This window comes from Paenibacillus sp. FSL P4-0184 (assembly GCF_038004625.1).
Classification (GTDB): Bacteria; Bacillota; Bacilli; order Paenibacillales; family Paenibacillaceae; genus Paenibacillus_AQ.
In genome coordinates, this window is sequence record NZ_JBBORN010000001.1 from 4600422 (window position 1) to 4624288 (window position 23867).

General features: G+C 37.1%; 16 protein-coding genes and 1 pseudogene. 14 read left to right on the plus strand and 3 right to left on the minus strand.

What is annotated here, in order from left to right; all coding sequences use genetic code 11:
- The first annotated feature begins 10 nt into the window (after positions 1-10).
- From MKY52_RS20220 to MKY52_RS20230, 3 genes are all read left to right on the plus strand, one after another.
- Positions 11-1153 (plus strand): exo-beta-N-acetylmuramidase NamZ family protein, encoded by a 1143-nt coding sequence (locus tag MKY52_RS20220; RefSeq protein ID WP_076316285.1) that lies wholly within the window; start codon positions 11-13, stop codon positions 1151-1153.
- Positions 1154-1170: 17 nt separating this feature from the next.
- Entirely contained in the window at positions 1171-2733 is a 1563-nt protein-coding gene (locus tag MKY52_RS20225; protein ID WP_341053070.1) for a glycoside hydrolase family 3 protein, read from the plus strand.
- 128 nt (positions 2734-2861) lie between these two features.
- Entirely contained in the window at positions 2862-3779 is a 918-nt protein-coding gene (locus MKY52_RS20230) for an N-acetylglucosamine kinase (RefSeq protein ID WP_341053072.1), read from the plus strand.
- A 96-nt stretch (positions 3780-3875) separates the two neighbouring features.
- Here MKY52_RS20230 and MKY52_RS20235 read toward each other — a convergent pair whose 3' ends face one another.
- Positions 3876-5084, minus strand: a complete 1209-nt coding sequence (locus tag MKY52_RS20235; RefSeq protein ID WP_341053073.1) for a GNAT family N-acetyltransferase — start codon at positions 5082-5084, stop codon at positions 3876-3878.
- Between the two features lie 228 nt (positions 5085-5312).
- On the opposite strand from MKY52_RS20235, the pseudogene MKY52_RS30410 reads away from it, so the two are divergent.
- The 11 genes and pseudogenes from MKY52_RS30410 (at position 5313) to MKY52_RS20300 (ending at position 21661) form a co-directional block, all read left to right on the plus strand.
- Positions 5313-6149, plus strand: a pseudogene (locus MKY52_RS30410) (MurR/RpiR family transcriptional regulator).
- A gap of 131 nt (positions 6150-6280) precedes the next feature.
- The gene (locus MKY52_RS20255; protein WP_341053468.1) at positions 6281-6799 is read left to right on the plus strand and encodes a GyrI-like domain-containing protein; all 519 of its coding nucleotides are present in this window, start codon (positions 6281-6283) and stop codon (positions 6797-6799) included.
- Positions 6800-6933: 134 nt separating this feature from the next.
- A complete protein-coding gene (locus tag MKY52_RS20260) occupies positions 6934-7635 on the plus strand; it encodes a hypothetical protein (protein ID WP_341053076.1) in 702 nt (233 codons plus the stop codon).
- Positions 7636-8408: 773 nt separating this feature from the next.
- Positions 8409-8546: a hypothetical protein gene (locus MKY52_RS20265; RefSeq protein ID WP_341053077.1), complete on the plus strand. Its 138-nt coding sequence runs from the start codon at positions 8409-8411 to the stop codon at positions 8544-8546.
- 529 nt (positions 8547-9075) lie between these two features.
- Complete coding sequence (locus MKY52_RS20270; RefSeq protein ID WP_341053078.1) at positions 9076-10620, plus strand: TIGR02677 family protein; 1545 nt, start codon at positions 9076-9078, stop codon at positions 10618-10620.
- The gene (locus tag MKY52_RS20275; RefSeq protein WP_341053079.1) at positions 10592-11785 is read left to right on the plus strand and encodes a TIGR02678 family protein; all 1194 of its coding nucleotides are present in this window, start codon (positions 10592-10594) and stop codon (positions 11783-11785) included. The genes MKY52_RS20270 and MKY52_RS20275 overlap by 29 nt, the downstream gene beginning before the upstream one ends.
- Positions 11786-11787: 2 nt before the next feature.
- Positions 11788-15975 carry a TIGR02680 family protein gene (locus MKY52_RS20280; protein WP_341053081.1) on the plus strand — a complete coding sequence of 1396 codons (4188 nt, stop codon included), beginning with the start codon at positions 11788-11790 and terminating at the stop codon, positions 15973-15975.
- Positions 15976-16174: 199 nt separating this feature from the next.
- Positions 16175-18301: a protein kinase domain-containing protein gene (locus MKY52_RS20285; protein WP_341053082.1), complete on the plus strand. Its 2127-nt coding sequence runs from the start codon at positions 16175-16177 to the stop codon at positions 18299-18301.
- Between the two features lie 529 nt (positions 18302-18830).
- Positions 18831-19499 (plus strand): hypothetical protein, encoded by a 669-nt coding sequence (locus MKY52_RS20290; protein ID WP_341053084.1) that lies wholly within the window; start codon positions 18831-18833, stop codon positions 19497-19499.
- Between the two features lie 160 nt (positions 19500-19659).
- Entirely contained in the window at positions 19660-20205 is a 546-nt protein-coding gene (locus MKY52_RS20295) for a hypothetical protein (RefSeq protein ID WP_341053085.1), read from the plus strand.
- Between the two features lie 241 nt (positions 20206-20446).
- Positions 20447-21661 (plus strand): Shedu immune nuclease family protein, encoded by a 1215-nt coding sequence (locus MKY52_RS20300; RefSeq protein WP_341053087.1) that lies wholly within the window; start codon positions 20447-20449, stop codon positions 21659-21661.
- Between the two features lie 862 nt (positions 21662-22523).
- Here the strand turns inward: MKY52_RS20300 and MKY52_RS20305 are convergent.
- Both MKY52_RS20305 and MKY52_RS20310 read right to left on the minus strand, forming a co-directional pair.
- On the minus strand, positions 22524-22736 hold the full coding sequence (locus tag MKY52_RS20305) for a hypothetical protein (protein WP_341053088.1): 213 nt from the start codon (positions 22734-22736) through the stop codon (positions 22524-22526).
- Positions 22737-22966: 230 nt separating this feature from the next.
- Positions 22967-23200: a hypothetical protein gene (locus MKY52_RS20310; protein ID WP_341053089.1), complete on the minus strand. Its 234-nt coding sequence runs from the start codon at positions 23198-23200 to the stop codon at positions 22967-22969.
- Between the last annotated feature and the right edge of the window lie 667 nt (positions 23201-23867).

Below are 23867 nucleotides of genomic sequence, written 5' to 3' on the forward strand. Positions count from 1 at the left end.
GCAGCTTCATATGGTGTTAAATGGGATTGATTCTATAACGAATTATCGTTATTTGTTCGAAGGTAAGCGCGTAGGATTGATTACAGCGCCGACAGGTCTTACGAAGGATTTTGCATCAACGATTACTATATTACATGAAAATTTTAATCTTGCTGCGATGTTTTCACCTGAGCATGGCGTTCGCGGAGATTTGGATGCAGGGGCAGTAGTAGACACTTACATGGATCCTTTTACGAATGTTCCAGTCTATAGCTTGTACCGTAAAGACTCCAAGCGTTTAACAAAAGAAATGCTGAATGAAGTAGACATCATTGTATACGATATTCAAGATGTTGGTGTACGCTACTACACATTTATTTATACGATGCTGTATGCACTTGAAGATTGTGCAAATGCAGGTGTAGAATTTGTTGTTCTTGATCGTGTTAATCCGCTTAACGGGGTAACGGTAGAAGGGAATGTCTTGAAGCCCGGCTTCAAATCATTTGTTGGAAATTACGAGCTAGCCGTGCGATACGGCTTAACAGCAGGTGAGGTAGCAACGATGGCAAATGATCAAATGAATTGGAATGCATCGCTGCATGTCGTTCGTTTGGAAGGCTGGGAACGGAGCATGTCCTTTCCGGATACAGGATTAACCTGGGTTCATCCTTCACTTGGAATACCACGATATGAAACGGCGTTATTATATACAGGAACATGTTTATTTGAAGGCACAAACTGCTCCGAAGGACGTGGAACAACGTTCCCTTTTGAAATGATTGGTGCTCCGTTCATTCAAGCGCAGCAATTGGCAGATGAGATGAATGCAAAAGGTATCCCGGGTGTGCTTTTTCGTCCAGTTCATTTCAAGCCAACGTCATCTAAACATTGTGGCGAGCTATGCGGCGGGGTACAAATTTACATTACAGATCTCCAAGTGCTGAGGCCTTTAGAAGTTGGGGTAACCTTATTATTTACGATAAGAGATTTGTACGAGCAATTTTCATTCCTGCCTCCTGTGAAGGAGGGCTCTCGTCCATTTATCGATTTGCTGGGGGGAGACAACATGTATCGTACGGAAAATATGCAAGCCAAGCAGCTGCTTGAACAGTTTGCAGCGGAAAGCAAGCAATTTGCAGAAATAACACAGCAGTATCATTTATATCGCTAGAGGAAGGTGAATAATTGATGAGAACAATAGAACATATGAGCTTGCGCGAAAAGATTGGACAAATGTTCGTAACAGGCTTCCCTTCAACCGAGATCACTCCTGAGCTGAAGGAAGTTATTGAGCATTATAAAGTCGGCAATATTATTTTATTCTCACATAATATCGACAATAAATATCAATTAGGCGAGCTTGTTACTGAGCTGCAGCAATGGTACACGACACATACTGGTATCCCGGGTTTTATTACGATCGACCAAGAAGGCGGTCGAGTCACTCGTATGCCTAAAGACGCGACCAATGTTGCTGGAGCCATGGCAATTGCTTCTTCAGGACGACCTGAAAATGCGTATGCAGCAGGCAGAATGACTGCCAGAGAATTGAAAGCATTAGGTATTAATTTTAATCTAGCTCCAGTTGTGGACGTTAACAATAATGCATTGAATCCAGTCATAAATGTTCGTTCATATGGTGATTCTGTTGCAACAGTATCCCAGTATGGAATTCAAATGATGAAGGGATTGCTCGATGGAGGCGTCATGTCCTCACTTAAGCATTTTCCAGGTCATGGTGATACAAATGTCGATTCACATATTGGCTTGCCTACCATTGAAAAAACACTTGAGGAATTAGAGCAGCTTGAGCTGCTGCCGTTTAAGGCCGCAATTGAGCAAGGCGCTCAAGCGATTATGAGTGCACATATTTTATTTCCGAAAATTGAAAAATCCGGTGTGCCCGGAACTATGTCTCATACCATTATTACAGAGATATTAAAAGGAAAATTAGGATATAAAGGGTTAGTTGTATCGGATTGTTTAGAAATGGACGCGATCAAACGATACTATGGTACGGCAAAAGGAGCGTTAGGAGCTGTTAAAGCAGGTATTGATTTGGTATTCATTAGTCATACTCCAGAGACAGTGAAGGAAGCGATTCATTTGATCGAAGAAGCTGTAGCCACCGGTGATTTGGATGAAGCGCTGATTGATGCAGCTGTTACAAAAATTTTAGCTTATAAAGCACAATATGCGACGATTGAGGAGCTAGATTATGAACTAGTTGGCTGCGATGTACATCACCGAGCAAATGAGCTAATGCGTACGGAAACGATCTGCCTCATTAAAGGTGAGCTCCAGCCCATTCATACCGGTGACGAGCAAGTGTTATTTATGGGTTCCTATTCATACCGCACCGATCTTGCGTCCAGCAGCTTGAATCAAGCTCTTAGCTTTCCGCAATATATGGGGGAGCATTTTAATACAGCTTATGAGATTATCGACATTGATCCGAGCGAGGAGCAAATCAACGCTGCGCTGCCAAAGGTACAAGGCTACAAGCATATTGTTATCGGCTTGTTCAATGCGCGTGAAAACAAAGGTCAGCTTGCGCTTGTTCAGAAGCTGCTGGCAGCAGGCTGCAAAGTAACGGCCATTACATTAGGTCGCCCGTATGATTTACCGTTAATCGAAGGCGAGTTCTGCGGAATTGCGGCATTTGAGTATACACTTGATGCATTCAAATCACTCCTTCCAATCCTAAATGGTGAGGTTGTACCCACCGCCAATATTACGATACAGATGTAGACAAGCATAAAAGCCTTCGGCGTCCTTTCAAGGACGGCAAGCGTTTCTGCGAGAAAAATAAGGATAATATATCGCGTTAAACATATAAATTCTTATCTTTGAAAAAAGTACAACAAGGGGACATAGGTATGGCATTTATCGTTGGAATTGATGGGGGTGGCACGAAAACAGCTGTCACCATTACGCATGACCAGGAAGACGCTTTATTCACCTTTACTGTAGGGCCTATTAATTATAACGGTGGTGATGCTGATGCTATTGCCGCCTCCTTTGAGGAAATTTTTAGTCAAACGAGGCTCTACTGCGGTAATTTACAAGAAGTTGCTCATATATGTATAGGTGCGGCAGGAATAAGTAATCCGTTGGTCATCAATTTTTTGGAGCAGCATGTGAGAAATAACGGTTATATCGGGCAATTAACGATTACAGGCGATCAAGAAACCGCATTATACGGGGCACAAAATGCGATGCAAGGCATCATTCTCATTGCCGGTACAGGATCGATTTGCTTTGGGGTCAATGAAAAAGGAGAGCAGCATCGCACAGGAGGCTTTGGTCATCTGATTGATGACGAGGGAAGCGGTTATAGCATTGGGCGCGATCTATTATCCGTATTAGTTCAAGTGGAGGACGGAAGAATAACCGATACGGTCATCCCAGCGATGGTATATGAGCAGCTTGGATTAAGCACTGTGAAAGAGATTATTGGCTTTGTTTATGATAAAAATACGACGAAAAAAGATATTGCGCAGCTCGCACCGATTATGACGACCGCATGCGAGAAGGGCGATGCACATGCAATAGCGTTAGCGGAGAAATGTGCAGCCAATCTATATGAGCTTGTTGTGCCTGTTATTGAACGGCTTAAGCTATATGAAAGTCCGATTGCGATTGCAGGAAGTGTGCTGCAAAAGTCTCGCTTTGTGAAAGAAGCCTTGGAGCGAAAGCTCGCACAGAGCTACCCGCAAACAAAGCTGATTTTGCCGATTAAGGATGCAGCCTACGGTGCTGTCCTGTTAGGAAGATCAAAAATGAACAACGACTAGTTTTTGTCGCTATGGAAAAATAAGGGTGTGTCATAAGTCCGAGCAGTTGGACTTGCGACACACCCTTATTTTAAAATGGTAGGAATCAAAAATGGCTTAAAATTTATCGGTCAAATAAAACACGGCTTGTTGTTTCGGAAATAGAGCTTGAAGGATGTTAGCGTGCTCAGTACTGTCCTTTGCTGCGCCTGCTTCATTATAGCCGAACATGATATAAGTCATTAGCTCGCGTTCATCTACTTCTATTGAAGTATAGGGATTGGTATGATTACTAGCATCGGAAACAGAAAGCTGCTTTTGCTTATAATCCAAGTAGATACAGTCCTCATTGCTGCGAAGTGCAATATGCAGCTCCTGGTCTGCAATTATGTTGCTACGGTTTAGGCGATCTTCTAATTCAGGCTGAAGCTTATGGAAAGTTGAACTGAGATTGATCATTTTCCACATCGCCATATTGATTTGAATTGAATTTGCTTGATGCTGTTGGTAATAGGAATATAGCTTATGGTCCTCTGGGAGCATCGCTAATATTTGCTTTGCATTTTGGCGCAGCTGACATAAGGCATGAAACAAAGCTTCAACGCCGTTTTCCGCTTCGTTCAAATACAATAATTCATTAATAAATACTTGTTCAGTATCTTTCTTTTCAATGATGCCATAAGCAACGATTTTTTCATTTCTGCGAAGGAGCAAGCAGTCAACTTTCTTCCATTCCGGCCAGGTCAATAAATCATTCCAATACGTTCTACTTCGGATCACGGTGTAGGTGCGATTCTTATTGAATTCTTCATAGATAAAACGGATATCATCGAGATAACAGGCTTCAAAAGGAATGATTTCATCACTGTTTTGCTGCTGCTCCAAACTTGTTGGTTTTTCAATTGCGAAAGCAGTCTCGGGAATAAGTCTCCAGCCAGCCTTTTCATAAAACGCATGCTTGCTAGCCAAAAGCAAGCTTATATCATAATCGTTTTCTTTCATATAGTTGGTCTGCGCATGAAGAATTTTGTGTGCAAGCCCCAGCCCGCGGTAATTTAGATCTGTACCGACACTCCCCATTGCACCCGTTTTCAAGATCGCTTGACCGACTCTAATATGAAACGGAAAAATTTGTACATTAGATGCAATCTTATCGTCAACCATCGCAAACCATGTTGTATCTGGATCATATGTGGTGTCTAGGTCTAATCTTTCTTGGAAAAAAGCTCGGCCTACGGAAAAGCATTCATCTAAAATATCGTAAATCTTTTCAAGCTGCTCTCTAGTTGGATGGTTCATTACGATGATGTTTGGTGTCGTCGTCATCTTTCATTTCCTCCTGCGACGTAATGTTGGGATAAATTTAATAAATGAAAAAAATGTTTTTTGAAATTTAATTTCTTACATATATTTTAATATTGAAAAAAAAATTCGTCAATAATGGAACGTGTGGAATCATAGATAAACCGTTCAAGAACTTTTTGCGAAAAATCGGAAATATTTTCATACCAATGATTCCTGCATTTGTTGGAGCGGGTTTAATTGCGGGGAAGTATGATTTCGCAAATTGAGCTAGACTTAAATGAATTGCCAGAATCAGAGAAAAAAGTAGCGGAGTACATTCTTGCAAATGCTAAAGAAGTACTGCATATGACCATACATGAGTTAGCGACAAAAGCGGAGGCAAGCAGTGCCGCGGTTGTTCGTTTTTATCGGTCGCTTGGAATAGAGGGCTTTCCAGCGCTGAAAATCCGTTTATCAGCGGAAGTAGAAAATACGCAGTATGTTGGCTACTTTGATGTTGAATCGAATGAAACGGTGCATTCTATCATTGATAAAATGTTGTCGAACACCATACTGACCTTTCAGAATACGGCCAGTTAACTCGACGCACAATCTATAGAGCAGGCAGTGAGCCTGTTACAACATGCAGAAGTGATTTATGATTATGGGATAGGTGCCTCATTTATTATTGCAGAAGATGCAGCACAAAAATGGCTTCGGCTTGGCAAAAATGTATATGCGATTTCAGATCGTCATTTATTAGCAGCAGCCATGGCTACGAAATCAGAAAACGCCGTCTTCTAGGGAATTTCGTATAGCGGTGAAACGAGAGAGGTTATTCAATTAATAAAACGAGCTAAGGAGCAGGGGATAAAAACAATCAGCCTAACTCGTCCAGGAAATAACAAGCTCTCTCAGCTTGCTGATGTTTCTTTATTTACATCACGTGCGCCGGAAGCGCAGCTTCGTAGTGCGGCAACAAGCTCTAGATTTGCTCAATTGTTTGTGCTCGATATTGTCTTTAGCGCATATGCATCTGCTCAGCATGATTTTACTGTGGAGCAGCTAGCGAAGACAAGAAAAATGATTGAAATTTTGAATGATTAAATTGCGATAAGAAGCTTCTACCAGAGTATGGTGGAAGTTTTTTATTGTAAAGTGCTTTAAGCAGATCGAACTATTCTTCCACTTAATAGTATAATCAAATAGTATTCCTTATTTTTAATGGAGGAGATTTTCTGGAAGCTAAAGTAGTAACATTATCCCCTTTTCATGTTGTAGGTTACAAAATTGAAGCAGATATTAATGAGTTTGAGTCTGGTCTTGGTAAGAACATTTATGATTCGCTATTTGAAAGAAAAGACGAAATTCAAGACAAGAAAAATGAGAATGTAATCTTAATACAGATTTATCCTATGGAGCCCGATTTTAATCCTCAGGTTGACAGGTTTACACATATTCTTTGTTATGAAGTAAGTAAACAAGGTGATGTTCCGTTAGATATGATAGGTCATGCTGTCGGTGAGAGTAAGTATGTTACTTACACACATCAGGGACTTGAATCGGAACTTAGTCGTTCATATGACTATTTATATGGCCAATGGATTAGAGAAACTGGAAATGAACCAAAGGATTATGATTTTGAAATCTGGGATGAAAGATATAAACCCGAAAGTCTAGACAATGAGATTGATTTGTTTGTGGCATTGCGCGAACATGTCGGTGATGAGATGCTCGTGAAAATCAATTGTTTATAGCAGCTTCCTCAAGTAGACTATAAAGGATTATTATTTAGGAAAAAATGTATAATGCAATAAAGAGCATCTATCGGATGTCTTGTCACATTATTTATTTAGATGTAATGTGGTAATAACATGGAAGAGGTAAGAAGATGGACAACATTGTAAAAGAATCTTTGATAGGTTTGACAAAAGCGGGTATTTCGGTGATTCCATTTGCAGGCGGCGCAATTAATGAGGCGCTGTTTGAAATCAGAGGTAGAATTGCACAAAGGAGAATAAATGATTTTGTAGAAAGCTTTTTGATATATTTAAATGAATTAGGGATTAATTTGGATGAAGATACCATTACCTCCGATGAATTTAATGATATTTATGTATCAATAATTAGACGTGTTGCAGATATAAAAAGTGAGCATAAACTAAGAATCTTTAAGGAAATTTTAGTTGCAAATGGTTTAAGCATTTATGAATCAGATTTTAAGGAAACATTTTTGGATTTGGTTACAAAACTGGATTTTTTAGAAGTTGAAATTTTGAGGTTATTTGAAAATACAGGAAGGTCAGGAAATATGGATATCGGTGAAGGAGACGATGGAACGATAATAACATTAACTTCTGCTTCTCATAAAGAAAAAATTATTGACAAGATAAAAAAAGAGTTACCACAATTGTCTACTATTGATGCTCATGGAAAGTATGAATTTTATATTTGTGATTTAATTTCTAAAGCTTTATTAGTTGATATGAAAACTGTAGGTACCACATTTAAAGATATTGGTAAAGATGGATTGACGGTTCTTTACATAACTGATTTCGGAAAAGAATTTTTAAAATTTATTAGGAATGGATAGTACGCCTTTACAATTCTAAATGATGAAATCTGCTCCGGTAGCCATAGGCACGGGAGCATCTCGATATTATTAAACAACACGATACTTCAAATACAAATCCCCAACCCGCTTCAGAACTTCTTCATTCTCCGGATGGAAATGCACCGCCCATTTCATGTACTTAATGGCTTTACTTAATTCCTCTGACTCTAAGCAGACATCAGATATGAATTGACTAAGCGTAAAAAGTCTGTCTTCCCACTTATTACGCAAACCCAATATTCAATCATTGGACAATGTCCTAAAAGCAGATATATGAACAGGAAGGACAGTTTAGGGAGCTGTGGAGCGTCGCGGTGACACGTGAAGATAAGAATCGCGCGTTAAAGAAGTTGATGGAGCGGATAGTGTATAATCCGAAAGGGAATCTGGTGGAATTATAGGCATGTTATAAGTTTGAATAGGATAAGTCTTTGGAGGCGTCTGGAAAAAATTCCAAACGCCTTTTTTAATATGGTACAATATACCTAAATTGGCTATTATCAGATTTACAACTTCATATAGAGGCAATAAATAGAGTAAAGAGCTTTATCCTTATTAAGGAAAGTAATCTATTATAGCTTTGATGTATTAGGAGAGATCAGGAATAAAGTTACATATTTTAGCATTTGAAAGAAATTGATTTTTATGAATTATTGGAACAATAAACAACACAATACAGTTTCTAATTGAAAGTTTATTTTTTTTCATTCATGAATGACGGAATGGACTATTATAATTTGGATGAGCTAATTATGAAGATTAATGAAACCCTAGAATTGGCTAGGTATCAGGAGAACAGTTACTGGTCGGGTTATTTCGGAGAAGAGTTTGCAGATCTATATAATCTAATTGACGAAGTCAGAAACGACAAGAGTTTCAGGGATTCTTAGAACAGCATAACATGGAGATTTATATTGAACGCGATTGGTATATTGATTCGAGTACGTTTATGATATTTTTCTTTGATGATTACGAGGATAAATCACTGAGTCCAGCACTGTTGATTATCCTAGTTTTAACATTACTTTTTAAAGAATAATTAAGAAACGATAATTGCTTACATAGATCATTATCATAATTTGCTAAATGACAATGATAACGCATTATGAAAGTAGTAAAGTAGGTGGCATATCTAGGACAACTATGATTTCTTGGGCTCAAAGAAGCAGTTTTAAATAACAATATAGTCCCAATACTTCGAAATGTAACTTGAAAAAGAATATTCTTGAAAATTAATAAGGAAGTCTGAACTTCAATTAACTTCCGATTCAAGCATCGGGACGTTCACCCCTCGGTTCGGCAAAGGTAATGCCAGGGGAGAGGATTCGGCCGATCTCCAATATCGATATTTACAAATAAAAAACAGAAACTACATTTACCGAATTATGTAAAACAGGAATTGGAAAAGGAGTGTTTCATTTGGATTTGTCATTAACGCGTGCTATAAAAGAAGCAAGTTATTTGTCAACACAAAAAACGAACCGATATCGTCCAATATTAAGATACATGTATGAGCAACATCGTATATTTAATAATGAAGTTTTACCGATAGAAATTTTCACGCATCTTAAACAATTTTTTGAATTTGGGGATTATACGCTCGAAGAGCAAGATGCTGATTTATCGGTTTTAGTTGAAAACAATAACTTAGTGTTGAACCAAGATAATTCAGATGCTGTTACATTGGAAGAACTTATTAGGAATCGAAAAACATATTCACTAACGGATTATACGATTGAATTTGAAAAAATGCTTATTTATATGGAGAAAAAACTTCACCGTATACGTGGTGGTTCTTTGGATAAAAAACTCACTGAGCATCTATATAATGCGCTTGTAAAATTAAACGGATTCTCCATGCAAACCGAGTTGGATTCGTCTTCGCTTGTTCAACTATATGAAGCGTGGGAGGAGCTGTTCGAACGGTTTACAAAGCTTGATAATGATGCTTCGGATTATTTGAATCATATCAGCGGTGATAAATTGGATAGCAAAATGGAAACCGATGCCTTCATCGTATTTAAAAATCAGTTCTGTTCTTATTTAACGGATTTCATGGTTGAACTTAACCGCAATTCGCCTGCGATAATTAATATTATTACACGTATTTCGGAGAAGAAAATTCACAACATCGTAATGCAGCTCGTCCGGCATAAGAAAAATATGCCGACCACTACGGTTGTGTCGGATAAAGAGTATTCCGATACCTTTTTTGATGTATGGACAGGTATCCGTAACTGGTTTTTGGCAAGTGATACTAAATCGAGCAAAGCGTTTCAACTTGAGGCTCGTACTCGGGATGCCATCAGTAAAATGTCTAAGCTTGCGCATTTTTATGCGGAGCGACAATTTGTGAAAAAAAGTCGAGTAACAGAATTTTTACGACTTGCAGATATGGTGCATGAGTCCGGCAACTTGGAAGAAGCCCATCAAGTTTTTTCTTATCTATTCGGATTCGAAGGCATCCAGCATTTCAAAGTCGCACAGAAACCGTCTGATAAGAATGATGGTACGGTATGGGATTTTGACCCGGATGAGCTAGATGTGACGTATCGTATTCGACCACCATCTGAGAGAACCATAAAACAAAATTTGAAGGTATCGAAAGTGAGCCAGGAGGCACTCAAACAGCAACGATTGCTCGCAGAGCGGCTGACATACGAAGAAAGTGTATTAAAAGCGATCGTGGAGCAGCCTTGCTTAATCTTGAAGAATTTGGAAACGAGAGTTGAGCCGTTTGTTCGAAAGGCATTATTGGATTGGATAAGTGCGGCGCTATTGAATCCAGTTGGCTACGGCATCTATGAGGGTACCACAGAACTGGGCGTGAAATTTAAACTTCATAAGGTTAGTAACGATATTATTGAATTGCATTGTTTAGATGGAATCCTCTTCTTGCCCGATTTCCAAATGACATTTACCGAGGTGAAAACGCGTGAAAAAGTTGTCTCAGGAGTCTCTTAATTGCATTCATCAATTGCTCGATAATTTTTGGGTTGTGCGCAAGGAGAATCCAGAGCTTTTTTATGAAATTAAACAAAACGAAGGGTTTCTGCGGGATTACTTTAAGCACTACTTCCGTTTTAAGTTGGTAGTTGGGACAGATTTTGCAAAGGTTGAGAAGTTTCAAGTAACGCCTCAACCGTCAACAGGCATATCAGATTTCAAAGAGGTGAAAGACTACACCATTTTTTACTGTGTACTTGCGTTTTTGGATGGAAAGGCATCAAAACAATTTACGCTGTCAGATGTTTGCCAAGCGGTCGTTTCGTACTACCCAAGAAGTTCCAAGGAATCGGTCAATGAAAACCCTCTACCATTAACATGGAAGGGTAACGAAGGCTATAAAAACCGACTATCACTAGTCCGTGTATTGAAAGAAGCTGTTCGACGGTGTCTGATAGAAGTGATGGATAAAAACATAGAAGACTTCCAAGACAGAGAAACGAATGATGCACTGCTGCGTTCAACCGGGCTTGTGAAATATTTTATGCGTAATATTGGTTTTAATATTGAAGGAGAATTGAGACTAAATGATATTATGTTGATTCAAGAAACTCAGGAACGGGAATTAGGTCTAGAAAGAAAGCATTTACTGTACCGGAAACTGTTTTTAGAGCCAGCCTTGTATCGGCATGAAGTATCGGCTACAGATTTTGATTACTTAAGACATTACAGTCGCCACTTAAATGAACATGCCGAAAAATACTACGATATGAATCTGGATGTCTACGGAAGCAGTGCTTTTTTAGTAAAAGAGAACGTAAGCACGTTTCGCCGGTTCTTTCCAGCTAGTAATGCTGAATCGAACCTACTTGTTCAGTTTGCAACGTTGTTAAGACTTAAAATCATCGACGATGATGACAGTCTCGGTGAACAAAAAGATGGGACAGTCATTTTAACAAATGTTGATTTGGATATTATGTGTCGGCAGCTCATAGATGAGAATAGTCACGGATGGACGACGGGCCTAAAAAGTATGAGTATCACTGAAATTAAGAATATAATTAAAAATATGCTATTTGAATGGAAATTAGCAGAGACAACGCAAGAAGGCGATTTGAAACTATACGATGTAATCGGAAGATTCTTTGAAAAATCTAAAGAAGAAAATAATAAAGGAGTATGATGATGACTAATCATACACAGCGTTGGAAGCCTCATCGCTTCATCCTATTTAACTATTGGTATTTTAATTATGAAGAATATTACTTCAAGAACGGAAGACTGTTACTGCGTGGTCATAATGGTGCGGGAAAGTCGATTGCCATGAATACGCTTTTTACATTCATGCTAGATGGAAACAAAGACCCTAAGCGGTTGGATCCATTTGAGTCAAGTGACCGCAAGTTTTATGACATCTTGCTTGGAGAAGAGTCATTAAACAAGGACATTATCGAGCGCATTGGTTATGTTGTGATTGAATATAAGTTAACGAACACGGAGCAGTATATCACGACTGGATTTGGACTACATTCCAAACGAAAAAACAGAAGGTTGGAAGATGCCTGGGGGTTTGTGATTCATGACCGTCATCGGCGTATTGGGCGTGGACCAAATCCGATCTCACTCTATAAGGTAGAAGTACTAGATGATTCACCGGAGCAAATTCCCTTAGATAGAAAACAAATAACGACAGCAATCGGCGAGAGTGGTACGGTCGTTGATAGTAAAGATTACGCGGAACTGATTAATAAGCAACTGTTCAAGTTTCCAGATGTAACAGGACTTAAGCTTTTTACCGATGTACTCGTACGGCTTAAGAGCCCTAAATTAACCAAAGGAGGAGGGCCAGACGATTTAAAAGAAACCTTGAACGAATCATTACCGCCATTATCCGATCATGAATTGTCCGCTCTAACCACTACCGTGGAAGCACAAGACCAAACACAGCGGGAAATTCTAAAAACGCAAAACGACCTTGGTTTTGCAACGAAACTGGATAAAGGTTATGACGATTATGTTTCATACGTATTCGCGGAGAAGGCTAAGTATTATTTGGAAAGCAAAAATACGTGGGATAATATTGCTTTAGAGCATCAGAGAGTACAAAGAGATATTGAGACCAAGAGTGTTGACTATGATGAAACTGAGCAAAAAATCCGAAACATTGAACGTGAAATTGAAGGGTTGAAGCAAGCAAGACAGGAATTGGGGCATGATAAAATAGTGGATTTGGATGATACTCTTCAATCTGCCAGACAAGAGCTAGCGCGAATATTGAATGAGAAATCAGTCAAAAAGAATCGCTATGAGTTAAATGATAAATCATTAATGGATGCTAATAACGAACGGCGTAATATTGAAAATGAATTGTGGGCAATTGATAAAGAACTTAAAGTCGCGTTGGAGAGTTTGGAGGAACTGGGGATAGATTCAGCATTTGAAGACATCTATCTAGCATTCTCTGACCATTTCAAACGGAATGAAAAAAATGGGGATTATCTTTTTTTAAATTGGGAGTCTGAAATAAGAATCAGGCTTCAAAGACTCGGAGGACTTCTCAAACAAATTAAAGAACTGGACCAAAAGAAGCGCGATCTAGATGTTATGAGACAACAAATTGATGTGAAACAAGACGTTCTTGAAAAAGAAAGGAAAAGGCGCACTACTCTTGCGAATATCTATGATATGGAACGAAACAACGCTTATATAGAGCTTGAAAACTGGATGAATGAAATAACAGCTCTTGTGCTTAGCGTTAATAGTAGTACGAGTGTGAAACGGATGTTTAATGGATATCTGGAAAATGTGACTGAGGAGCAATTGATGTTGCCAATCTCGGGTGAACGCGAAGTACAAGTGACCCAATGTATTAAAGAGCAAGCATGGCTAGAAGCACAAATTCGATCAAAGGTTGAAGAAAGAGATCTTGCTAAAGAAGAAGTCGTTGTTCTTGAGAGAACTGATGAAATTGAACCTGAACTTCCAATAGCCAAGGAGAACCAGATACGGGAGTTCAAAGAAAAAGGGATATCGTATGTACCTTTTTACGCTGTGGTTGATTTCAAAAAAAATCTTACTGAGGAGCAGAAGTCACGTTTGGAATCGGTACTTACCGAAACTGGTATACTAACTTCACTGATTGTACCCGCTAACCGTTATATCGAAGCGTTGTCTGGAACGGTTCTTAGTACTCATCAGGCTCAGGTACCAAACAATCTAACAAAGTATCTAGATGTTTCGGTTTCGTCTACGGGCGATGTGAGTCATGATGATGTGCTAGCAGTTCTGAAGGGGATTTCGGTTTCTAATGCGGACGTCCATTTTGTAACGGCTGAAGGATCATTTAAAGGTTCTTTTACAGCCGGAACTGCTTCGCAGTATGGTGTAGCTAAATATATTGGAAAGCATGCGCGGGAACAAGAGCGACTTCGCATAATTGCAGTGTTAAAAGAAAAGATTGCTGCTCTTAAGCTTGAAATTGATAAGCTTGAAGTAATTTCTAATGAAAGTAAAACGCGACAAAGGAAAATTGAAGTTGAGTACCGGTCATTCCCGAAATTTTCGGTTCTAAAGGATGCCAAAGAACAATTTGAAGTCGTTGCAAAACGCATTGCAGAATTGTTGGAGCCTGAGATCTCGTCGTTAAATGAAAAATTCAAAGAACTGAACACCTACGTGGAGACAAAAATCAGGAACCTAAATGTAGAGTTCGAAGATATGACTATTGAGAAAAATGAACAAACCGTAAATGATGCGTGTGATGGCTTACGAAATTTTGAGCGAGCGTTATCAAATCTGAAGAGTTCTTATCGTTCCCGAGGGGATAAACAAAGTCTTTTAAAGAATCAAGATGACAAGATAGGTACTTTAAAAGATGTTATGGATGAGGCAAGGGCTGACGTTCTATCACTAGATGGGCAAATCAAAAGCATAGATACTCGAATAGAAAGCTATGAAAAGCAGTTACAAGACATTGGCGCGGATAGTATTCGTAAGCTTGCCCAAAGTATTAACGATAAGCTGGAACAATTTCCAATAAATCAAAGGGCACTGGACAGGGAACTTAGTGAACTGAAAAACGATTTAAAAAATCTTCGTGACCGCCTTCCGGCTGGTGCTCAGAAAGAACGTTTTATGCAGGAGCTTGTTTTGGCATGGGAAATTGCTTTATTTCAAGATGTAAAAGATTTCAGTGGCAAATTTGGGCTTGAAATCGAATCAGATACGGAATCGCTTGCTGAGAATATCATGTCCAAGTTCGGGCAGCTCCTCTCGAAAAAGGATAGAGTAAAAAATAAAAGCGATTTAGGCAATGTATTCTCGGATGCGGACAAGGGTTTACCAGAATACAATTTAACGATGGAACCGTTAGAATATGAAGTCGATTTTTCTCATATGGCTAGTGATGATGAAAGTCGTGTGGAAATGCTTAAAATGATAGCTAGACGTGAAAAAATTACACTAGAGTATCAGTCGCGTCGTGTTTCGCCCTCGTTTGCCAAAATCAAACTGACCGAGCAAGATAAAATGCTTGCAGAGGTAATGGCTGAAAAGGACCGTGAGATTTACGAAGATATCCTGATTAATCATGTGGGAGAAACCATAAAAAGCAAAATTCAAAATTCAAAAGAATGGGTATCACGTATCAATACAATAATGGAAGAGACGCAGAACTCCAGTGGACTAAAGTTTGATGTCGAGTGGTCACCGAAAAAAAGTGACAGTGAACAAGAACTCGATACACTAGAATTGGTTCGATTTCTAGAGAAGGATCCTATGTGGCTTGCGAATCCCGATAGGAAAAGGATTGCCCAGCATTTTCGTTCCAAGGTATATGAGGCGAAACGCAAAGCTGAGTTGAGCGGTACATCGACCTTCATGGAAGATATTAAGTCAGTCTTGGATTATCGAGAATGGTATGAGTTCATTATTTATTACGAAAAAACAGGTGAAAAGCGCAAAGAAATGAAGAAAAGCAATTACAACACATTCTCTGGTGGTGAGCGAGCAATGGCGATGTATACGCCACTTCTAGCAGCTGTTGATGCACGTTTGCAAAATGCTCACTGTGAAGCTCCTCGTATATTTGCATTAGATGAAGCGTTTGCAGGCGTAGATGATAACAATATCAAAGAAGCATTCAAAGTTATTGAGATGTACGACTTTGATTACACATTAAACTCTCAATCCTTATGGGGATGTTTCGATGTAGTGCCTGATCTGTCGATTTATGTTCTGAATCGAATGGGGAATTCAAATCTTGTTAATTCAATTTCTTACTCATGGAATGGCATTAAGAAGACACGTGTAGAAGAGCCTTATGAAGCAAGCGAGGACATTCAATCTTCGGTTGCTCAGGTTACATTGTTTTGAGTTATTTGGTGTTCACCACGTGCAGCGGAGGTGAATGGAATTCTTCATGAAGTTGGCAAATAGGACGAATTATGAGGAATAATGTGACAAGATGATGGGTTTTCTATAACCCTTACGTTTCTCTTAAAAAGACGAAAGAACTTAGCATAATATGCTTGCTAAAAGCTTATAGAAAAACATACCGGAGGAAACTGGATAGATGGAATCATCATTACAGCAATTAGTCGAGATTTTCCGGAACATCGATGGCTTTAACAGAGTGTTCTTGCTTTTTCGTCAAAAATACAGAAGTTATGGAAGAATTACCAGAAGTACGATAGTTAATCTTGAAGTTCCAACATCTGATGAATTGCGGGTATTAAACGGTTTTTTTGGTTCGGTTTATGGAAATGAGAAGGTAATTCCAATTGCCGCTGACAAAATTGAAAAGGAAATTCGGAATAGTAAATATCGAGAATTATTCGATGGATATGATCTAAATGATTTATTAAAAATGTACTACGGGGGGGAATTAACTTCAAAAAGTGAAGACAAGCAGCGTTATGATACGGAAAAGAAGAAATTTTTCCAAACACTTTTGAGTGATTATCCGATGGAAAGTTCATTCTACCAATTCATTTTATTTATCATGACTTATAAAAACGCACCATTTATTCATATTATGCACAAAAAGAGGCCGGACTCCTTAAAACATTTGCTTGAATTAATTAATAAAATATTTAATTACCTCCCTTTAAAGAGTAACATCTATTTACCAATGCTTGCTTATGAATTTACTGGTGACTATGATTACTTCAGTCCTAAATCTGATGGCGGTAAAATGTTGTTGTTTGCATTACAAGTATTAAAACATTTGACATTAGGAACTGAACTCATTCCAAATCCAAATGAAGAACAGATTGAAGATATTTTAAAAGGTAATAATATTTTGTTCTGTCCAGATGCTAATAAAAAAACAAATCGTTTATGGATTTTAGATAATGAAGAGGAAAGAGATTATCAATTAATTCCCTTAAAAAAGATTGGTGAAGGATCCTTTGCAGAAGTATATAGAGTGTTTGATCCTATATTAAAAAAAGAATTAGCATGTAAAGTTCTTTTCGAAAGATCCCGTATGTTTAAAAATAATGAAGTAGAAGGAGACGATCATTATCTCCGATTCAAAAGAGAAGTGAAGTTTCTAAAAGAGAAAGCTTCTCATAGAAATATAATTGAAATTAGCAAAATACAACTAGTGAATGAGCCATTCCTTTTCACAATGCCTTTGGCAGATGCTTCATTAGATGAATGGTTGGGACTGAATTCCAATATATCGGAAGATATAAGATTAAGTATTTTTGAAGATATTTTAAGTGGTATAGCTTATCTTCATGACCGTAAAATTAGTCATCGAGATTTAGCTCCTCATAATATTTTGTTATTTAAAGAGAGTGACGGGACTATAGTAGTAAAAGTTGCTGATTTTGGACTAGCAAAAGATAAGCGATCACAATCGAAATCAACAGGACTCTTTGTTTATGGTTATGGAAGAGCAGGTTATACCGCGCCAGAACAATTAAACAGTTTGAAGAGTGCCGATCATTTATCTGATATTTATTCATTAGGTGCAATGCTCTATTATTTATTAAGTGGGAGATCACCAGAAGAACGATACAGGAAGACAGTAAACTATCAGCTAATTGTTATGAAGGCTATGGAGGAGGAGCGTACTAAACGGTATCAGACTACTAAAGAACTTATTGACGACATTAATATTATGGATAAAAAAAGTATGAGAACAGAAAATTTTCCGTTTTATAGTTTGGAAAATTATGAATTTAAAGATTTTTCGGCCGATGTTAATTATGTTTTAAAGTTTATTGCATCAGTTCAAGTTGAGGATTCTGATAGGGTTATTGAAAATTTTATAGTGCCATTCAAATCAATTCCGATAAATGTATTTGTGGAGTGTGCCAAATATGACGCACTAATGATTCCTTTTGTACAGATGACTGAAGAAAATATATCCAATATATCAAACAATAATGAAGCGGACTGGGATCAAGTATCTTTACTTATAGATTGTATTTACTATGAGACACAAAATATAGCATTACAAATAAATGTTACAAGGATATTAATGAATATTGCATTGAAATTTAATAATCTTATGGCGCAATCATTACTTGTTGGTGTCCTAGTGTCAATGAATAGTTTTACTTTAATATCTCAACAAATAGCATTTATAATTGAAACAAATTATTCGGATTATCGTGATTTGCTGAAATGTTTGTTACAGGAAATTGAATACCCTCATGAGATACAAGGAGTACTGAATGATTACTAGTTGAATTCTTCCAACTCAAGTCTTACCTCACCTTTTTAGCTAAACTGAACTTAAGCAATACTTTACCCAAATCCAACGAGGCGATTCTCCATGACAACTCAAAAATTACCCAATAGATTAGCCGGAGAAAAGTTGTCATATCTGCTGCAAAATGTAAAAAATGGTGAACTGGTTGCCTTGATCCAAATAAGCTTTTGAAGTCGCCAAGCGCAACAACAAGCCTGTCTTCTTAACTATAGGGTATAGGTGATGTTAGTAACACACACGAACCTCTCATTGATGAGATGTTCGCGTGAATCAATTATTTAAAGAAGCTTCTGCTGGTGTTTTGGCGGAAGTTTTTTTGTTTGAACTATAGGATTGGAATCATCATATTCTTCTATTCCATAGTATAATATGCCTATAGGTCATCGGGACGTTCGGCCAAATTATATTTGAATATTGTGAGGAAGCTGGTAGTTTCACGAAGTTCGTGAATATAATGGTATCCCAAAGGACGTAGTAATTAATTTTATTTGGAGGTATTTAAGTGGAAAAAGCAATAAACCCGGCAGACAGAAAAACATATACAATTAAAGATTGGTTGATTAATTTTGGACCAGACTATTTAGGGGAGTGTATGGTATGTAATAACACTTTGAAGATACGTGCTGATCATACACAGGGGAAAACTGCTCATTTTTGGCATAATCAGCCACACACTAATTGTCCTACAATTAATCAAAATTCTCTTGGATATAATAATCTATATCCCACAACCGTTGATGAAGAAAATGCAAAAAAAGTTAAAGATGAATTTGTTGCGAACTATTATTATATTTATTTAAAATGTGACCAATTATGCGACGGTGGGCTTAAATTTCCTGTGTTTAGAAACTTAATCGAAAAAGCCAATAAACAAAGAATATGGTTTTACAAGGATTTGTCAATTGATTATATTCCTTATATTCTGCTTACTCTTGAAGAGTCATTTAAATTAAGCACAAAATATTCCAAAAAATCTTTTTACTTCTGCTTTGAACCCAATTTGAGAAATTATGATGATTTATGGATCAGAACTAACCTTAAAAAGAAGATATGGAGAATACATACTGACGAATCAAAAAATATTGAGGAATTCATTATTAACAGTAATTTACCAAAAGAGCCATTTTGGGTTGAGAAATCAAGAGAAAGAATGAAAAATTTATTAAAGTGAAATTATTACAGGGTCCCTTCTAATAACAATATAATCACGCTGCGGACCGTTCGGTCCTGGATCTGCCAGTAGATAATTCGGAAAGTGGAAACTGGCAGACAACCCTACGGGTTTGTGAATACGAGAACGTTAGCTGAAATGCGAAGATTGGAGGCAGGTCATGGCTGTATATATGTCTTTTGTTAAAAGAGCTGTTGGCAATGCATTAAATCGATTAATTAACTATGATCTATATTTATTGGAGAACGATGTAAATGAGAGATCAATCACGCATAAGATAGGTGAATATCTTCAACAAGAGTTTGGATCATTCTACTCGGTAGATTGTGAGTATAACAGGAATTTCTTAAATATACATAGATCTAAAAAGATTTATATTTTGGATCGAAAACTAGAAGAATTAGCTGAAGGTAAAACTGCCCTAGAGATTATTACAGATAAAGCTTATCGTGAGCTATCAGTTTATCCTGATATTATTGTACATAAGCGAGGTAAATCAAAAAATTTATTAGTAATAGAAGTAAAGAAATCAAGCAGTAGAATAAATAATGACTTTGATTTTTTGAAATTAGATGCATATACAGATCCGTCAGAAGCAAATAACTTACATTATGAATATGGTCTGTTTATTAAGCTAAATGTTATGCCATTTAGCATGCCTGAATTAATATGGTTTAAGGATGGGCAAAGAATAGAAGGACTATGAGGGTATATTCAAAGCACTTCAGCTAACATCATATTCACGCGGCGGGCCTTGCGGCCCTTGGTCTGCTCGAGGCGTTTCGAGGAAGTGTACCTAGGCAGACGATCCTGCGAACTTAACCGCATCGAGGCCGCCCCGTTGAGGCTCGGAATCGTGTTTAACAATCCAATAAATATAAATTATAAGTTTAATATAAGTAATAAGATTCAGTTTATGACAAAGTAAAGTTTATTAAGGAGACTATATGATTAGATTTGAAGAAATTGGTAATGAAATAATAATTCAATATACACCAAGAGACGGATTATATTGGATAACTAATAAATTCGATAATGACGAAGAAATAACTATAGGAAAAACCTTTTATTTTAAAAAGGGCGATTTATATAAGAAGAACGATTTAGAAGAATTTAATGTAATAGAAGAAATACAATTTTATTTTGCAAAATTAGAAGGAGACTATTTTAGAATTAGAAAAACTGCAATAGGGATAGAGAATGAGCTATTTATTCACAAAAGTATAAAACTTAAACTGAATATATTTAAAACATGGAATAATATATCTATTTTCAAGAAGATTTCTGATGTAATAGAAGGGGATTTATTTATTGGTCCAAAAGAATCGGATTTACCTATAGAAGAATTCCGTAAACTATTAAAAGTATTTCCTAACTCTACTGAACTGCAGAAATATTCTAATGCAAGAATTAGTCATTTATTAAAAGAGTATGTAAATGTAAAGCAAGATTTTGAATTGGACTATAATTCTTACATGTCTAAAAAGTCAGTGGATAAAAGTACTAAATCAAGCTTAAGCTCTTCATTCGCTGAGTATGAAATCACTAAGTATCGGATAGTATTGAATCGTCTTAAAGATATGCTGGAAAATGAGAAAGGCTATTCTGAATTAGACTGGCAAAACGAAATTATTGACGTTTTAATATTGATTTACCCTAAATATATCACAGTATTTAAAGAAGTAAGTGTCTACGACGATTACGATTTGAAAGAAAGAAGATTAGATTATATGCTCGTTGACTCAAATGGAAATATTGATGTTGTTGAAATAAAAAAGCCTAATTTTAATGCCTTAATTTCGACAAGAACATATAGAGATAATTATGTCCCCGTTAGAGAACTTTCAGGTACTATCATGCAAGTAGAAAAGTATCTGTTTCATTTAAACAAGTCGGGTAGACTAGGTGAATTAAAGCTAACAAATAAATATAAGGATTTGCTTCCAGATGGTCTCAAGATTAACATAACAAATCCTAATGCTATCATAATTCTTGGAAGAGAAGAAGAGCTTGGTATTGAACAACTTCGAGATTTAGAAGTTATTAAAAGAAAATATAAAAATGTGATGGATATTGTTACATATGATAATCTTATTAGAAGATTAGAAAGAATTATTGAAAAGTTTCAAAAGTCAATTGCCGAAAGCAGATTAAAGAAGTGACTCCATCTTATAACATATATTCAAGCAGTGGCTCCTTATGGTGTTCTTCTGAGAAGTTTTAAGGACGCTGATACAACAAAATCCTGAAGGCTAAGTGCGGCCGTGCACGTAACAGACTGTGTTAGGTGGGTGAGGAAAGTGAATGCTAGAACGTCAGACGAAATTATTTTGATAAGGAATGGGCTATTTAATGGATACCTTAGCAAATTTATTTGAGTTAATTACAAAAAAAGAAGCGAAATATTGGAAATGCTATTTATTCCATGTATCGTTATTTTTCTAGCAGGACTCTATTGGAATCATGAGTTAGATATCATTTATTTCAGTTTACCTAAACCTATTTAGCTACCTGATGTAATAGAAGTAATTACAATTGTACTTTCTTTATTTGCAAGAGTTGGATTCATTATATTTACAATCTCATTTGGGTTAATCCTTCTAATTTTCATTATTAAACATAAAATTAATTTTAGTAGAGATTATGAAGAAGATATTTGGAGAAAACCTGGAATATATTCTTTGTTATTCATGATTGAAATCTCGAAATGGTGGTACGTGCTTTATTGTCTTCAAATTCTTTATGAAACTAAAAAATCTACTGGTTTATTAGTTTTTAATTCTGATTCTCAAATTGCTTTTATTGAGTTGCTGCTCCAGTTACCTGGATTATTATATTTATTGACATTCACAGTAAAATGGTTTTTAGGAAGAACGTAAGGGTAAAGGGTATCCTTGGGATGATAGTAACTTAGTTTAGCAAAATTCGTGCTGCGAGCTAATGCCCTCGTTTTGAGGAAAATGAATTGGATCTTTTACATAAATTAACTCCCGCAGCTAAAGGAGTGGGAGTTTTACAATCCTTCTAATGATATTTTGCTGCCTCAATTACAAGCTCCAATCGACTATACCTCAAATACAAATCCCCAATTCGCTTCAACATCTCTTCATTATCCGGTTGAAAGTGAACCGTCCATTCCATATATTCAAAGGCTTTACTTAATTCCCCTGACTCCAAGCAAACTTCAGCCATGAACTGACTTAGCGTAAAAAGTCTTTCTTCCCATTGATTACGCAAACCCAATATCCAATCATCGGACAATGTTCTAAATGAGTTCTTATGAAGCTGATCAAACAATTGCGTACAAAGTTGCTGTTTATGTATGGGATTCTGTTCAATCTAAGCGTCATCCAGGAGTTTAATAAATGCAGTTAAGTCACATTCAATATTCCCGCTCAAGTAAATATGTTCTTTGTCCAACATAAGAAAATGGTATTCATCATTCTTAATGATCTTACGCAGATGAGTTAAGTACTTCCGTAATTATGCCGCGCTTTTCCTGCTGCAACCTCACCCCATAAATCATCACATAGTTGTTCTCTTGTTACTGAGGGGTTCATGACCAAATAGATGAGAATTTGCTTGGCGTAGCGCTGATTCCAGCCTTCAACAATTTGCTCCACATTAACTAATATTCGGAAATTATTAAATAAATCGACTCTTATTATGTTCTCAGATGTAACTTGGTTTTGTTCATCCATCCTTTCAAATAGTTCATTATGAAGTGCTTGAAGAAACGCATCTTCACTTTTGGGTGATGCATTGCATTCTGAAAAAAGTGATGGATCTGCTTGTAAGTTTCTTCAGGCTGATCATATAACGTCATATTTGATGAATTGATAATCGTCATACATTGCGAATTTGGAATATAAGTAGTCTGTAAACCGGATAAATAGGTCGGATAAATGGGGTCAAGATCACCTGAAACGATGACTACAGGTTTGGTATTTCCTTTAAGCTGGACAAAAATTTCATCATGAATGTCTACAAAAGCTTCCCAAAGCTCAAAATAGGTTTCAAGTGAAACCTTATAGAAGCCTTCATATAATTGTGAAATCTCAGGACTGTCTGATGTATAAAGAGTGATGTTTGGAATGACATAATCGGCTAGTAGCTCTATTGAGTTATTTTGAACTACCGAACTTCAATGCTCTGTGAATTTAGCTGCTGTGCTTTTTGGAAAAAATAATGGAATAGAGTGCAGGCTACATTCTAAGACCATTTCCGGTTTGAAAATTCCGAGCAGCACGGCACATATGCTTCCTGCTCCATGATCAACAGCGAAAAAAGAAGAAATATTGAGCTGCTCTAGAAGAAAAAGAGTGAATAGCAGTCTCCAAGCTACTCTGTCTGGCCCTTTATCGCTCA